This is a genomic window from Streptomyces polyrhachis (assembly GCF_042663125.1).
Classification (GTDB): Bacteria; Actinomycetota; Actinomycetes; order Streptomycetales; family Streptomycetaceae; genus Streptomyces; species Streptomyces polyrhachii.
This window is the reverse complement of the sequence record NZ_JBHSZO010000011.1, coordinates 66,115-80,159: the sequence shown is the minus strand read 5'-3', so window position 1 is coordinate 80,159 and position 14,045 is coordinate 66,115. Positions and strand designations below refer to the sequence as shown.

At 74.4% G+C, this 14,045-nt stretch carries 12 protein-coding genes and 1 pseudogene; 9 read left to right on the top strand and 4 right to left on the bottom strand.

Annotated features, from left to right (window positions below; all coding sequences use genetic code 11):
* Positions 1-5: 5 nt before the first annotated feature.
* Positions 6-680 (bottom strand): AIM24 family protein, encoded by a 675-nt coding sequence (locus ACFQLX_RS09495; protein WP_386413752.1) that lies wholly within the window; start codon positions 678-680, stop codon positions 6-8.
* A gap of 79 nt (positions 681-759) precedes the next feature.
* Here ACFQLX_RS09495 and ACFQLX_RS09490 point away from each other — a divergent pair, with 79 nt between their 5' ends.
* The 6 genes and pseudogenes from ACFQLX_RS09490 (at position 760) to ACFQLX_RS09465 (ending at position 7,239) form a co-directional block, all read left to right on the top strand.
* Entirely contained in the window at positions 760-1,497 is a 738-nt protein-coding gene (locus ACFQLX_RS09490; RefSeq protein WP_386413751.1) for an aminoacyl-tRNA hydrolase, read from the top strand.
* Positions 1,498-1,519: 22 nt separating this feature from the next.
* A complete protein-coding gene (locus ACFQLX_RS09485) occupies positions 1,520-2,038 on the top strand; it encodes a GNAT family N-acetyltransferase (RefSeq protein ID WP_386413750.1) in 519 nt (172 codons plus the stop codon).
* 239 nt (positions 2,039-2,277) lie between these two features.
* A pseudogene (locus ACFQLX_RS09480) lies at positions 2,278-3,649 on the top strand (MbnB/TglH/ChrH family RiPP precursor modification enzyme).
* Positions 3,646-4,620 carry a TIGR04222 domain-containing membrane protein gene (locus ACFQLX_RS09475; protein WP_386413749.1) on the top strand — a complete coding sequence of 325 codons (975 nt, stop codon included), beginning with the start codon at positions 3,646-3,648 and terminating at the stop codon, positions 4,618-4,620. Before ACFQLX_RS09480 ends, ACFQLX_RS09475 begins: the two are co-directional and overlap by 4 nt.
* Before the next feature lie 70 nt (positions 4,621-4,690).
* Complete coding sequence (locus ACFQLX_RS09470) at positions 4,691-5,476, top strand: TIGR04222 domain-containing membrane protein (RefSeq protein WP_386413748.1); 786 nt, start codon at positions 4,691-4,693, stop codon at positions 5,474-5,476.
* A 164-nt stretch (positions 5,477-5,640) separates the two neighbouring features.
* Positions 5,641-7,239 carry an alpha/beta hydrolase gene (locus ACFQLX_RS09465; RefSeq protein ID WP_386413747.1) on the top strand — a complete coding sequence of 533 codons (1,599 nt, stop codon included), beginning with the start codon at positions 5,641-5,643 and terminating at the stop codon, positions 7,237-7,239.
* A gap of 101 nt (positions 7,240-7,340) precedes the next feature.
* Here ACFQLX_RS09465 and hemQ read toward each other — a convergent pair whose 3' ends face one another.
* Positions 7,341-8,057, bottom strand: coding sequence for a hydrogen peroxide-dependent heme synthase (gene hemQ, locus ACFQLX_RS09460; protein ID WP_386413746.1), 717 nt, complete (start codon positions 8,055-8,057; stop codon positions 7,341-7,343).
* Positions 8,054-9,460, bottom strand: a complete 1,407-nt coding sequence (gene hemG, locus ACFQLX_RS09455; RefSeq protein WP_386413745.1) for a protoporphyrinogen oxidase — start codon at positions 9,458-9,460, stop codon at positions 8,054-8,056. Before hemG ends, hemQ begins: the two co-directional genes overlap by 4 nt.
* A gap of 114 nt (positions 9,461-9,574) precedes the next feature.
* Between hemG and ACFQLX_RS09450 the strand changes: the two genes are divergently transcribed.
* Together ACFQLX_RS09450 and ACFQLX_RS09445 are read left to right on the top strand one after the other, a co-directional pair.
* Positions 9,575-10,492, top strand: coding sequence for a DUF4349 domain-containing protein (locus ACFQLX_RS09450; RefSeq protein WP_386413744.1), 918 nt, complete (start codon positions 9,575-9,577; stop codon positions 10,490-10,492).
* Between the two features lie 196 nt (positions 10,493-10,688).
* On the top strand, positions 10,689-12,071 hold the full coding sequence (locus ACFQLX_RS09445; RefSeq protein WP_386413743.1) for an FAD-dependent oxidoreductase: 1,383 nt from the start codon (positions 10,689-10,691) through the stop codon (positions 12,069-12,071).
* A 31-nt stretch (positions 12,072-12,102) separates the two neighbouring features.
* On the opposite strand, the gene hemE is transcribed toward ACFQLX_RS09445, so the two are convergent.
* Positions 12,103-13,179 (bottom strand): uroporphyrinogen decarboxylase, encoded by a 1,077-nt coding sequence (gene hemE, locus ACFQLX_RS09440; protein WP_386413742.1) that lies wholly within the window; start codon positions 13,177-13,179, stop codon positions 12,103-12,105.
* A 159-nt stretch (positions 13,180-13,338) separates the two neighbouring features.
* Between hemE and ACFQLX_RS09435 the strand changes: the two genes are divergently transcribed.
* Positions 13,339-14,010, top strand: coding sequence for a DUF3000 domain-containing protein (locus tag ACFQLX_RS09435; protein WP_386413741.1), 672 nt, complete (start codon positions 13,339-13,341; stop codon positions 14,008-14,010).
* Positions 14,011-14,045: the final 35 nt, after the last annotated feature.

Here is a 14,045-nt window from a genome sequence, read left to right as displayed (position 1 = left end):
GCCGCTCAGTGCGCCGCCGGGACGGGACGGGACTCGCTCGGCCGGACGATCACGAACCCCTCGCCGTCCAGCCGCAGTTGCATCGCCTCGCCCGAGCCGCCGCGCAGCATCGAGCCGAAGGACTGCGAGCGGTGCAGCGAGGTCTGGAGCTGGGCGCTCCAGCCGACCACCGCGTCGGTGTCGACGAAGACCGGGTACTGCGGCGAGACGGGGATGACGACGGGCGTCCCCTCGCAGATGACGGCGAGCCGGCCCTGTCCGGTGAAGACGCTGTTGAAGAGGCCGCCGCCGATCATGCCGGCGCCCTTGACCATCTTTATGTCGTAGCTGAGCGTCGGGTCGAAGCACAGGACGTTGCGCCCGTTGACGGTGAGCGCGTCGCCGGGGGCCATGTCGATGATGAAGCAGTTCGCCGCCTCGTGCGCGAACCACGCCTCGCCCTGGCCGCGCACCGCCATCAGCGCCAGCCCCTCGCCCGTGACGGCGCGCTTGAGGAACTGGCCGGCCCCCTGGCCCTTCTTCTCGAACTGCAGATTGCCCCGGAAGGCGATCATCGCGCCCTGGCGGGCGAGGCATTCGCCGTTGACGGCGTACTTGACGCACTTGGCGTTCTGCAGCGTCATACCGGGAGCCGTCGCCGGCTCGGCCATGTGCTCCTTGGCGAAGATGTCGCTATGCATGGGGTGATCCTCCGCCGGAACCACCCCCTCCGACAAGCCCGTCAGCGGGCCCGTTTCGCACCTGGCAGACTTGGCGCCGATGACCAGCACCGATGCCTCCAGCCCCGTCACCCCTGCCGAGACCGAACGCGACGGGAAGCCGCAGTACGTGCTCCCGCTCGTGGTCCACCTCGAGAAGACCGCTCCCCCGGCCCGTACGGACGCGCTGGAGACGGCCGCCCGCGCGGTGCTGTCGCTGCTGGAGGACGAGCGGGTGACGGCCGCCGACGGCGAGTGGGCCGAGGCGGTGGAGCACTGGCAGGACGCCCGGATCCGCAAGGTTGTGCGCCGGGCCCGGGGCGCGGAGTGGCGGCGGGCGCGGGAGCTGCCCGGACTCACGGTCGTCGGGACGGGCGCCGAGGTGCGCGTCTTCCCGCCCGTCCCCCTGGACGGCTGGCCGAAGGAGCTGGCGAAACTCCAGGTCTCCGGCACCGAGTTGGCCGATCCCGTACCACCGGGTGCGCCCGCGCCCGGCGTCCCCGTGCTGTGGCTGGCGCCGGGGCTGGAGATGTCGGCGGGCAAGGCGATGGCGCAGGCCGGCCACGGCGCGCAGCTCGCCTGGTGGGAGCTGCGCGAGGCCGACCGCGCGATCTGGCGCGAGTCGGGCTTCGAGCTGGCGGTACGCACCGCCGCCCCCGCCCAGTGGGAGGAACTGGTCCGCAGCGGGCTGCCGGTGGTCCGCGACGCGGGCTTCACGGAGATCGCGCCGGGCAGCTGCACGGTGGTGGCGGAGCATCCGGCGCTGCGCGGCTCGCATAAGCCGCTTGACCGGCCCTGACCTGAGGCGCTCCCATGGCCCGATGAACGAGGAACTCCTGATCCGCGAGGCCGTGCCGTCCGACACCGAGGGGGTACGGGCCGTCGGGCTGGCCGCGTGGCCGCCCACCTACACGCCGCTGGCGGGCGCGCGGTACGTGGAGTCGCGGTTGGCGGTGTGGTGGTCGACGCAGTCCACGGCGCGGGGGATCGCGGCGGGGAACGTGCTGGTGGCGGAGGTGGCGGGCGGGCCCGAGGCGTCCGGTGCCGGCAGCCGGATCGTCGGGATGGCGGGGCTCGGGGAGCGCGGCGGCGTCCCGGTGCTGTGGAAGCTGTACGTGCTGCCCTCGTACCACGGCCGGGGTGTCGGCTCGGCGCTCATGGCGGCGGTGCGCGCCCGGCTGAAGGCGGCCGGCGCCGAGCGGCTGCACCTGGAGTACATGGCCGGCAACGAGCGGGCGGCGGCCTTCTACCGCGCCCAGGGCTTCCGGGAGTTCGCCCGCACTCCGGACCCCGACCACCCCGAACTGCCGGACGACGTGTGGATGGAGGCGGCGCTGTAGCGCCCTGCGGGGATCCTCGCGCCCTGCTTCCGGTGGAATTGTCAGTGGGTCGTCCTACGCTTCTTCCATGGTGACCCGGCCGCCCGGTGCCGGACCGTCCGGCAGTGTTGGTGCGCAACCTCAAGTTTCGCTCTGAACTGCCCGGTCAGCGGTTCGGGGGCGTCGGTCGCGGCCATCATGACTGCACGCGGGTGAGTGTGACCGGGGGGTCACTGCGGTAAACGGGGAGGCGGGGCGCAATGGAGTCGCTGGGGACGGGGATCGGCTGGCGGCCGGAGATCGCGGGGGAGATCGCGGGGCTGGCCGGGATCGACTGGGTCGAGGTCGTCGCGGAGAACATCTGCCCGGGTCATCTGCCGCCCGCGCTGGAGGAGTTGCGCGGGCGCGGGGTACGGGTCGTGCCGCACGGGGTGGGACTGGGGCTCGGCGGCGCCGAACGCCCCGATCCGGCGCGGCTGATGGCGCTGGCCGAGCGGGCGGAGGCGCTGGACGCGCCGCTCGTCACCGAGCACCTCGCCTTCGTGCGGGCCGGGGGGCCGCTGACCGCCTCGCCGCGGCTGGAGGCCGGGCACCTGCTGCCCGTGCCCCGGACGCGCGACGCGCTGGACGTGCTGTGTGCCAACATACGCATCGCCCAGGAGGCGCTGCCGGTGCCGCTGGCCGTGGAGAACATCGCGGCGCTCTTCTCCTGGCCGGACGAGGAGTTCACCGAGGGGCAGTTCCTCGCCGAGCTGGTGGAACGTACGGGCGTGGGGCTGCTGATCGACGTGGCCAATCTGCACACCAACCACGTCAACCGCGGTGAGGACCCCCTCGCCGCCCTCGACGCGCTGCCCCTGGAGGCCCTCGCCTACGTCCATGTCGCCGGCGGTTTCGAGCGCGACGGCGTCTGGCACGACAGCCACGCGCACGCCGTGCCCCAGCCGGTGTTCGACGTGCTGGCGGCGCTCTGCGAGCGCACCGCGCCGCCGGGTGTGCTGCTGGAGCGCGACGACAACTTCCCCTCCCCGAGCTCTCCGAGCGGGGGATGCCCCATGTCCGGTGAGCTGGCCGCCGAGCTGGCGGCGATCACCGCGGTGGTGGAGTCCAGGAGGATCGCGCATGTCTGACACGGGGGTGTCGATGACGAAGCAGAGCACGCGGACGACGCAGAGCACGCCGACCGCTCGGAACGCGACGCAAAACGCCCAGGACCGGGCGCTGGACGCCGCGCGCGAGCGGCTCGCGCTGCGGCAGACGGCGCTGCTCTCGGCGCTGGTGGCGGGGACACCGGTGCCGGAGGGCTTCGACGGGGCGCGGCTGCGGGTGCAGTCGCGGGCGCTGGCGGCCAAGCGCGCGGACGTGGTGGCGAAGGTCGCGCCCGAACTGCCGCGCATCCTGGGCGCCCAGTACCGCCGCGCCTATCTCGACTACGCGGCCCGCCGGCCGCTGACCGGCGGCTACCGGCACGACGCGCTCGCCTTCGTACGGGAGTTGCTGGACGCGGGGCGGCCCGCCGATCCCGGGGTGCGGCGCGAGCTGACGCTGTGGTGGCGCGAGCGCGCGGCCCCGGCCCCGCACCGCACCCGTGAGCTGCTGCGCCGGGCGCGCGGCGTGCTGGGGAGGAGGTGAGCGCCGTGGCCCTCGTCATGGCGGTGGTGCAGCTGGCGGCGCTGGCTTGGCTCGCGGTGACGGCGGTCCGGGCGCGGGCGTCGGCACGCGGCAGCTGGGGCTGGCAGCCGACCGACGTACTGGAGGCGGCTTTCCTGGCCGGCGGTCCGGGCCGGGTGGCCGACACGGTGCTGGCGGTGATGCACGAGGGCGGGCTGATCCGGGTCACGACGGCGCCGGGCGGCTCGCGTGTCGACGTGCTGCGTCCGACGGCGCGCGAGCCGGTCGAGCGGGCCGTGCTGGCCGCCGTCGGCGGGGACTGGTCGGCGCCGCTGGCGGCGGTGCGGGCCCAGGTCATGCGCGATCCGTCCGTCCAGGAGATAGGCGACTCGCTGGCCGCCGCCGGGCTGCTGTACCCGCCGCCCGTGCTGCGCCACTGGCGGCGGGTGGCGCTGGTGTTCACCCTGGTCGTCTTCGCCACGATCCCCCTCAGTGTGCTGGCGGCGATCCTCACCACGGCGCCGGGCCCCGCCCTGGGCATCCTCACCGCCTTCGTCACGCTGGTCGTCGGCGGGCTCGCCTTCGCCCCGCGGTCCGCGCGGACCACGCCCGCCGGCCGGGAGGCGCTGCGCGGGCTGCGTGCCCGCAACCCGTGGGCCCCGCCCGGCACGGTGGCGGTCGGCGGCGCGGTGGCGGGGGTCGTGGCTGTCGCCGGGGTGGGCGAGTTGGTGGACGCGGCGCTGCGCGAGCAGCTCATGGCGGTGCACCGGACGCCGGTGAGCGTGTACGTCCCGGGCACCTCCACCTCGTACACCGAGTCCTCCAGCCCGGCCTGGTGCGGCTCCTCCGGAGGCGGCTCGTCCTGCGGAGGCGGCGGTGGGGCGGGCGGCGAGGGCGGTTTCAGCGGCGGCTCATCCTGCGGCGGTAGCAGCGGTTCGTCCTGTGGCGGCAGCAGTGGCGGCTCGTCCTGCGGAGGCGGGAGCAGCAGTTGACGGCCGCACCGTCGTTCGCATACCGGACATGCACTGGCGCGGACCCGTCTCCATGGCGTAGAACACCGCCATGTGGGTGATGTTCGTCTTCCTGGCCTGGGTCGTCGCCGCGACCAGCTGCCTGCGTCTGTGCCGCACCGCCGCTCGGGTGGGACGCCTGTCCGACCCGGCGGAGGCGGAGCGCGACTCCACCACGCAACTCTCCCTGTACGAAACGGCGTTCCTCGCCGGCGGCCCGCGCCGGGTGGTCGACCTGGCGCTCGTCCGGATGGCCCGCGAGCGCCGGCTGCTGCTCGCGCACACCGGCTGGGTCACCGTCGCGGCCCCGGAGGCGGACGACGCCCTGGAGCGCGCGGTGCTCACCGCGATCGGACCGCAGGGCCAGGCCCGTATCCCCCGGGTCCGTGAGCAGGCGGCCGGCTCCGCGCCCGTGCTCGCGCTCGGCGAGGACCTGGCGCGCGACGGCCTCGCCGTCCCGGCGTCCCTCCACGTCCAACTGGCCTCGGGGGTGCGGCAGGTGCGCCTCGCGGCGCCGGTGGTGGCCGTCCTGTGGCTCACCGCCGTCGGCGTCGCCCCGCCGGGCACGTCCGGGGCACCGGTCGGGGGCTGGTTCGTGCTGCCGCTGCTGATGATCGGCGGCTGCCTGCTCATCGCCCGCATCGAGATCCACCCGCACACCCGCTGGGCCACCGTGACCGGCCAACAGGCCCTCGCCCGCCTCGGCATCCCCCGCCGGCGCGCCGCCGAGACCGACCCGGACGACAGCACCCTGCTCACGGCCCTGGCGGTCCGCGGCCCCCGTGCCCTTCCCGAACCGGACCTGCGCGCCGCACTGGAGAACCGCGCACGCGACTGAGACCGTCCAGCGGTCGCAGCGGGCCGGAGGCCATCCGGACGCGCCGGCTGGGCGGATCGGACGGAGTTTCCCCCACCCCCCACCGACACCCCGCTGACCTCCTTTACTTCCTCAATTGGCCGACGAACTATCCCTTTTCAATGTCTTCGTGAAGGGATACGCCAGTGAGAGCAGCACTGTTGTACGGGGTTCTCGGTTCACTCGCTCTCACCGGTCTGGCAGGAGCCCCCGCCACGGCCGCCCCGCCACCGGAGAGCCAGTCCCCCGCGCAACTGCGCCAGGGCGTCAGGATCGCCGTCCGCGCCGCCGAGCGCGCGGGCGTGGACTTCGGCTCCTGCCCGGCCTCCGAGCACCTCCCCAGGAGCGTCGACTGCGGCACGGTCAAGGTGCCCCTCGACTACGACGACCCCCGCGGCGAGCAGATCAAGCTGCTGGTCAGCCGCACACCCGCCAGGAGGAGTGTCCCCGCGGGCGGCGCCGGCCCGGCGAAGAGGAGCATGGGCGCGCTGGTCTTCAACCCCGGCGGACCGGGCGCCTCGGGCACGTACTTCCCGCTGCTGGCGAACCTGCCGGAGTGGCGCAACCTCTCCCACGCCTACGACTTCGTCGGCTACGCCCCGCGCGGCGTCTCCCCCTCCGCGCCGCTGTCCTGCCAGGACCCGGCGGCATTCGCCAAGGCGCCCTCGCACAGCCCCGCCCGCCCGACCGCGCGGGAGAAGGCCGAACGCGTCGAGCGCGCCAAGGCGTACGCGGCGGGCTGCGCCGCCAACCGCGGCGTGGAGCACTACACCTCCGTCAACAACGCCCGCGACCTGGAGGTGCTGCGCGCCGCGCTGCACCAGCCGAAGCTCAACTACCTCGGCGCCTCCTACGGCACCTACTTCGGCGCCCTGTACGCGACGGCCTTCCCCGACCGCGTCGGCCGCTTCGTCCTGGACGGCCCGGTCGACCCCGCCCCGAACCGCGTCTGGTACGCCAACAACCTGCTGCAGTCGGTGGCGTTCGAGGACCGCTGGCGCGACTTCCGCCACTGGGCCGCCAAGGGCGACCCGGTGTACGGGCTCGGCGCCACCCCCCACGAGGTGCTGCGCAGTTACGAGAAGGTGCGCGCGGCGGTGGAGAAGAAGCCGGCCGGCGGCCGGATCGGCACCGCCCAACTGCACGCCGCGATGCTGAAGACGGGCTACGCGGACGACTACTGGCCGATCGCGGCGACCGCGCTGGCGGAGTACCTGGAGGGCTCGCCCCGGGCGCTGGTGGAGTTCGCGGACATCGCGCCGCAGGACTACGCGGGCGAGGAGAACGGCAACGCGGTCTACACGACGGTGGAGTGCAACGACGCCGAGTGGCCCACGAGTTGGGCGACCTGGGACCAGGACGCCTCGCACGTGGCCCGGATGGCCCCGTTCGAGACGTGGGACAACACGTGGATGAACCTGCCGTGCGCCTTCTGGAAGTCCCCCCGCCAGCAGCCGGTGGACGTCAACATCCCGCAGGGGGAGCTGCCGCCGGTGCTGATCCTCGCCGCCGAGCGCGACGCGGCCACCCCGTACGCCGGCGCCCGCTCGCTGCACCGCCGGCTGGGCGGCTCCACGCTGGTCACCGAGCGCGGCTCGGGCTCGCACGGCATCGCGGGCGGTGCGAACGCCTGCGTGAACACGTACGTGGACAGGTTCCTGCTGGAGGGCCGCACCCCCGGCCCCCGGGCCGACTGCGCCCCGCACGCGCTGCCGACGGCGGAGCGCAGGTCGCTGCGCGACTGAGGGACACCTGAGACGGCGACTGCGACGACAACTGCGACGCCGACTGCAATGACGGAGGGCCCGCCCGGCACCCGGGCGGGCCCTCCGTCGCAGGCGAAAGCTCAGGCGAGCCCGGCCACCAGCTCCGCCACCGACCGGCGGCGCCCGGTGTAGAACGGCACCTCCTCGCGGACGTGCATCCGCGCCTCGGAGGCACGCAGATGGCGCATCAGGTCCACGATCCGGTACAGCTCGTCGGCCTCGAAGGCGAGGAGCCACTCGTAGTCGCCCAGCGAGAAGGACGCCACGGTGTTGGCCCGCACGTCCGGGTAGCCGCGCGCCATCCTGCCGTGGTCGGCGAGCATCCGGCGCCGGTCCTCGTCGGGCAGCAGGTACCAGTCGTACGAGCGGACGAAGGGGTAGACCGAGACGTAGTCGCGGGGCGTCTCGTCGGCCAGGAAGGCGGGGATGTGCGAGCGGTTGAACTCGGCGGGCCGGTGCAGCGCCATGTTCGACCACACGGGCTCCAGGGCGCGCCCCAGCCGGGTGCGGCGGAAGAGGTTGTACGCCTCCTGCAGGGCGTCCGAGGTCTCGGCGTGCCACCAGATCATGACGTCCGCGTCGGCGCGCAGCCCGGAGACGTCGTAGGTGCCGCGCACGGTGATGTCCTTGGCGGCGAGCTGGTCGAACAGCCCCTGCACCTCGTCGGCGTAGCCGGTGCGGTCCTCGGGGAGGACGTCGCGGAGTCTGAACACCGACCACAGGGTGTAGCGGATGACCTCGTTGAGGTCCTTGGCCTTCTTGCCGGCGTTGGGGGTGCGTTCGGGTGCAGCAGTCATGCGCCCATTATCCCAGGTCCCCCGGCCGCCCCCGGGTCCCGGGCCCCGCGCAGCAGTCCGGCCGCCGCCCGCCGCCCGCCCGCGACGCAGGCGGGGATGCCCACACCCTCGTAGAGCGCCCCGCAGAGCGCGAGCCCGGCGGGCAGCGCGCCCCGCACCCGCTCCACCAGGGCGGTGTGCCCCACCTCGTACTGGGGCAGCCCGCCCGCCCAGCGGCTGACGAGCGAGGCGACCGGCTTGGCGGCCAGCCCGGTGGCCAGGCGCAGGTCGCGCAGGGCGAGCCCGACCAGCTCCTCGTCGTCGCGCTCCAGGTCGGCGGTGTCGCCGTGGCGTCCGACGGAGGCGCGCAGCAGGAACAGCTCCCGGTCGCCCGTCCAGGCCCACTTGCGGGAGGAGAAGGTGGCCGCCTTGATCACGCGCCCCTCGACGGGCGGCACCAGGAAGCCGCTGCCGGCCGGCAGCGCCGCCTCGGCCTCCGCGCGCCGCAGCGCCACCGTGACCAGGGCCATCGAGGCGTACGCCACCGCGTCCAGCGCGCCAGCCGAGGCGGGCGCCGCCGTACGCAGCAGCCGGGCGGCGGCCGGGGCGGGCAGCGCCACGACCACCGCGTCGGCGTCGAAGTCCCGCTCCCCCGCGCTGACCCGCCAGCGCCCGTCCACCCGCCGCAGCCCGGTGGCGGCGCACCCGGTGAGCACCGTCCCGCCGCCGGCGGCCACCTCGGCCGCGACGGCGCCGGGCAGCCGCCCCACTCCCCCCTCGATCCCGAGGAAGACGGGTCCGGAGGCGGCGGGCGCGGCCTGCTGTACGGCCCGGACGGCGCCGGTGAGGGTACGTCCCTCGCGCAGCGCCGCGTAGAGCGCGGGGACGGCGGCGCGCATCGAGATCCGGTACGCGTCCCCGGCGTAGACCCCGCCGAGCAGCGGCTCCACCAGCCGGTCGACGACCTCGCGGCCCATCCGCGCGGCGACGTACTCCCCCACCGCGACGTCCTCGCCCACGTCGGCCGGCGCCAGCGAGTCCTCCCGGGCGACGCGCTCCAGCGCCTCGGCGGTGACCAGGCCGGACGAGGCGGCCAGCGCCGCGGCCGAGGCGGGCACGCCCATCACCTGCCCCTTGGGCAGCGGGCGCAGGGAGCGGCCGCTCCACACGGCGGCGCCGGCCGTGGCGACCGGCCGAAGCGCGTCGCCCAGTCCCACGGCCCGCGCCAGCTCCACGGCCTCGGGGCGCCGCGCCAGCATCGACTCGGCGCCCAGGTCGACGGGCAGCCCCTCGATCTCCCCGGCGTGCAGCTTCCCGCCGACCCGCCCGGCGGCCTCCAGCACCGTGACCCGGGCGCCGCCGCGCACCAGTTCCCACGCCGCGGCCAGTCCCGCGATCCCGCCACCGATCACCACGCACTCCATGCCCCCACTGTCGCAGAACACGATCCGTGACCACTTCGCAACCCGGTACGGCAACCCGCGCCGGTTCGCCCACGTCACAGGGGCACGACTCAACACCCCAGGGGGGCAAGGACGATGATGCGTACCAGAGCGATCCCGGCACTGACCGCGCTGCTCCTGGCGGCGGCGCTCACGGTGACGGGCTGCGGCGGCAGCGACAGCGGCAGCAACAAGGGCGCCTCCTCCACGGACCAGCAGGACGCGGCCCAGGACGGGGCGAAGTCCGCCCCGTTGGAGGCGTCCGCGAAGGACGACGCCCAGCGCGAGGCCCAGGGCGGCCGCCTCAAGCTCACCCCCACCGCGCTGATCCGCACCGCGCAGATCACCGTCAGCGCGAAGGACGTCGCGGCGGCGGTCGAGGACGCGCGGACCACGGCGGAGACGGCCGGCGGCTACGTGGGCCACGAGTCCACCTCGTCCGACGAGGGTGACGAACACGCCGCGCTCACCCTCAGGATCCCCGCCGCCGCCTACGACGAGACCCTGGAGGAGGCGGCCGGCCTGGGCGACAGGCTGCTGAGCCGCGAGGTCAAGGTCGAGGACGTGACCGAGCAGGTGGTGGACGTGGACAGCCGGGTGAAGTCCGCGAAGGCCAGCGTGGTCCGCACCCGCGCGCTCATGGACAAAGCTACGGCCCTGACCGACATCGTCACCCTGGAGAACGAACTCTCCACCCGCCAGGCCAACGTGGAGGCCCTGCTCGCCCAGCAGACCTCCCTGAAGGACCGCACCAGCATGGGCACGATCAAACTGACCGTCTACGCACCGGACAAGGCCCCCGAGACGAAGGACGACCCCACGGTCCTCTCCGCGCTCAAGGGCGGCTGGACGGCCTTCACCACCACCCTCCTGTGGATCGCGATGATCCTGGCGGCGACCCTGCCCTTCGCCGCCCTGGCGGCCCTGCTGTACGCAGTCGCCCGCCGCTTCGTCCGCCCCCGCCGGAACTCGCCGCCGGAACTCGCCGCCACGGCAGGGGAGCCCACCCTCTAAGACCGACCGGCACATGGGGGGTGGGAGAAGGAGCGGGTTCTGGTGCGTGCAGCTGCAAGGCGGAGGAGGGAGTCATGGCGGAGCCATGGCGACCGACGACAACGCGGCAGATGTGCGTGCCAGAACCCGCGACGCCGCCCCCCATGTGCCGGTCGGTCTAAGCTGCACTCGACCACGCCCACCTTGGGAGGACGAGATGCCCGCGAAGCAACGCCTGCTCGTCATCGGCGGCGACGCCGCGGGCATGTCCGCCGCCTCGCAGGCCCGCAGGCTCAGGTCCGAGGACGAGTTGGAGATCACCGCCTTCGAGCGCGGCCACTTCTCCTCGTACTCGGCCTGCGGCATCCCCTACTGGGTCGGCGGCGAGGTCACCGACCGCCGCGACCTCGTCGCCCGCACCCCGCAGGAGCACCGCCACCGGGGCATCGACCTGCGGATGCGCACCGAGGTGACGGCCATCGACCTGGACCGCCAGTGCGTCCGTACGAGAGACCTCGACGCCCCCGACCTGGACGAACGCTGGCACGGCTTCGACCAGTTGGTCATCGCCACCGGCGCCGTCCCCCGGCGCCCCGACCTCCCGGGCATCGATGCCGAGGGGGTGCACGGCGTGCAGGACCTGGACGACGGCAGCGCCCTCCTCGACGCCCTGGACAAGGAGCGTCCGCGCCGCGCGGTCGTCATCGGCGCCGGCTACATCGGCGTCGAGATGGCGGAGGCGCTGCGCCACCGGGGCCTGGACGTCACGGTCCTGGAGGCGGCCCCGGAGCCGATGAGCACGCTCGACCCCGACATGGGCCGCCTGGTGCGGGCGGCGATGAACGGCATGGGCATCCGTACGGTCACGGGCGCCCGCGTCACGCGGATCCGTACCGACGACGACGGCCGCGTCAGCGCGGTCGCCACCCAGGACGCCGAGTACCCGGCGGACCTGGTGGTCCTGGGCCTGGGCGTGCGCCCGCGCACCGAACTGGCGCGCGCGGCGGGGCTGCCGCTCGGCGCGAGCGGCGGACTGCTCACGGACTTCGCGATGCGCGTACGCGGCCACGACAACATCTGGGCCGGCGGCGACTGCGTGGAGGTCCACGACCTGGTCTCGGGCCGCGAGCGCTACGTCCCGCTGGGCACGCACGCCAACAAGCAGGGCCAGATCATCGGTACGAACGTGGGCGGCGGCTACGCGGTCTTCCCCGGCGTGGTCGGCACGGCGGTCTCGAAGGTCTGCGAGCTGGAGATCGCCCGCACCGGCCTGCTGGAGGCGCAGGCGCGGGAGCTGGGGCTGCGGTTCGTGGCGGTGACGGTCGAGTCGACCAGCCGCGCCGGCTACTACCCGGGCGCGGCCCCGCTCACGGTCAAGATGCTCGCCGAGCGCCGTACGGGCCGACTGCTCGGCGTCCAGATCGTCGGCCGCGAGGGCGCGGCCAAGCGCGTGGACATCGCGGCGGTGGCGCTGACGGCGGGGATGACGGTGGAGCAGATGACCGCGCTGGACCTCGGCTACGCACCGCCGTTCTCGCCGGTGTGGGACCCGGTCCTGGTGGCGGCGCGCAAGGCGGTCGCGGCGGTGGCGCGGGGCTGAGGGGTACGGCCCCGCGCGCCGCCGGAGTCCGTCAGCGGGCGGTGCGCTCGTGTACGTACTCCACGAGCGCGGTCAGCGCGGCGGGGTCGGTGTCGGGCAGGACCCCGTGTCCGAGGTTGAACACGTGCCCCTCCAGTCCGGCCGCCGCGTCGAGCACCTGGTCCGCCTGCGCCCGCAGCGCCTCGCGCGGCGCGAAGAGCACCGCCGGGTCGAGGTTGCCCTGCAGCGCCCGGCCGGGGCCGACCCGCCGGGCGGCCTCGTCCAGCGGGATGCGCCAGTCCACGCCGACGACGTCCGCGCCGGCCTCGCCCATCAGCCCGAGCAGCTCGCCCGTACCGACGCCGAAGTGGATGCGCGGCACGCCGTAGCCGGCGACCGACTCGAAGACCTTCGCGGAGTGCGGCATGACCCGCTCGCGGTAGTCGGCGGGCTTCAGCGCGCCGACCCAGGAGTCGAAGAGCTGCACGGCCGAGGCGCCGGCCTCGATCTGCACCTTCAGGAAGGCGGAGGTGATGACCGCGAGGCGGTCCAGCAGCTCGGACCACAGCTGCGGGTCGCCGTACATCAGGGCCTTGGTGTGCTCGTGGTTGCGCGAGGGGCCGCCCTCCACGAGATAGCTGGCCAGCGTGAAGGGCGCGCCGGCGAAGCCGATCAGCGGGGTGGCGCCCAGCTCGGCGACGAGCATCCGGATGGCCTCGGTGACGTAGGAGACGTCGTCGGGCTCCAGGGCGCGCAGCTGCGCGAGGTCGGCGCGCGAGCGGATGGGGTGGGCGACGACGGGGCCGACGCCGGGCTTGATGTCGAGGTCGACGCCGATGGCCTTCAGCGGCACCACGATGTCGCTGAAGTAGATGGCGGCGTCCACGCCGTGGCGGCGCACGGGCTGCAAAGTGATCTCGGTGACCAGCTCCGGCATCATGCACGACTCGAGCATCGCCGTGCCCCGGCGCACCTCGCGGTACTCGGGCAGGGAGCGGCCGGCCTGCCGCATGAACCACACGGGGGTGTGCGGGACGGGCTCGCGCCGGCACGCCTTCAGGAAAGCGGAATCCCGCGCGGCGCTGTTCGGGACGGCGGAGGCGGGGTGCTCGAAACCAAGAGAACTCACCCCGGCATCTTCGCACGCGCGTCGGACGGCCCCGTACCCGAGGCCGGGCCCGGCCCGGCGCCCGCGGTGAGCGCACAGTTCAGGCCATGCTCGGCGATATCGCTCCCCGGCCCGCGTGGTTGGCGTCCGCTTCCCCCGGTCAGGCCCTACTCTTCCCGCATGGCAGCGGCTCCTGGACACCTGGCTGATGATCCTTTGAATCTCCCCCCGGACGACGGAGCCCCGCTTCCGTTCCGGCAGGCGGTGGAGGCGCTGCGCCTCGCGCCGCTGCCCGCGGGGGTACGGCTGGACGTGACCGGGGCCCCGCGCAGGCTGGCCCCGTACGCGCACGCGCTGGAGGCGACGGTCGTCGTGGACGCCTCGCCGGACGCGCCGGAGGAGGAGCTGGCCGACGGCCGGCTGGTGCTGCTGCACGATCCGCAGGGGCACGACGCCTGGCACGGCACCTTCCGCCTGGTGACGCTGGTACGGGCGGACCTGGAGCCGGAGATGGCCGCGGACCCGCTGCTGCCGGAGGTGTGCTGGTCGTGGCTGACGGGCGCGCTGGACACCCGGGGCGTCACCTACCGGGAGCCGAGCGGCACGGTGACGCGGTCCTCCTCGTACCACTTCGGCGGGATGGCGGGGCGCCCCGCGTCGACGCGGATGGAGATCCGCGCCTCGTGGACGCCGAACGAGCCGCCGACCGCGCTGGGCGCCCACCTCACGGCGTGGTGCGAACTCCTGCGCCAGTGCGCGGGCCTGCCCCCGGCCCCGCTGCCGTTCCCCGGCCCGTCCGGCGGCGCGGTGGTCGCGCTTCCGCAGCGCCGGGAGCCGCGGGCGCGGCGGTAGGGCGCGAGGTCCGCGACGGCGAAGGCGCCGCCCCC

What these genes read in the sequence shown, in the direction of transcription:
- ACFQLX_RS09445 (WP_386413743.1), top strand. Translation starts at nt 10,689, where the DNA reads ATGCCCGCGAAGCAACGCCTGCTCGTCATCGGCGGCGACGCCGCGGGC.
- ACFQLX_RS09495 (WP_386413752.1), bottom strand. Translation starts at nt 680, where the DNA reads ATGCATAGCGACATCTTCGCCAAGGAGCACATGGCCGAGCCGGCGACG.
- ACFQLX_RS09490 (WP_386413751.1), top strand. Translation starts at nt 760, where the DNA reads ATGACCAGCACCGATGCCTCCAGCCCCGTCACCCCTGCCGAGACCGAA.
- ACFQLX_RS09485 (WP_386413750.1), top strand. Translation starts at nt 1,520, where the DNA reads ATGAACGAGGAACTCCTGATCCGCGAGGCCGTGCCGTCCGACACCGAG.
- ACFQLX_RS09435 (WP_386413741.1), top strand. Translation starts at nt 13,339, where the DNA reads ATGGCAGCGGCTCCTGGACACCTGGCTGATGATCCTTTGAATCTCCCC.
- ACFQLX_RS09470 (WP_386413748.1), top strand. Translation starts at nt 4,691, where the DNA reads ATGTGGGTGATGTTCGTCTTCCTGGCCTGGGTCGTCGCCGCGACCAGC.
- hemG (WP_386413745.1), bottom strand. Translation starts at nt 9,460, where the DNA reads ATGGAGTGCGTGGTGATCGGTGGCGGGATCGCGGGACTGGCCGCGGCG.
- hemQ (WP_386413746.1), bottom strand. Translation starts at nt 8,057, where the DNA reads ATGACTGCTGCACCCGAACGCACCCCCAACGCCGGCAAGAAGGCCAAG.
- ACFQLX_RS09450 (WP_386413744.1), top strand. Translation starts at nt 9,575, where the DNA reads ATGATGCGTACCAGAGCGATCCCGGCACTGACCGCGCTGCTCCTGGCG.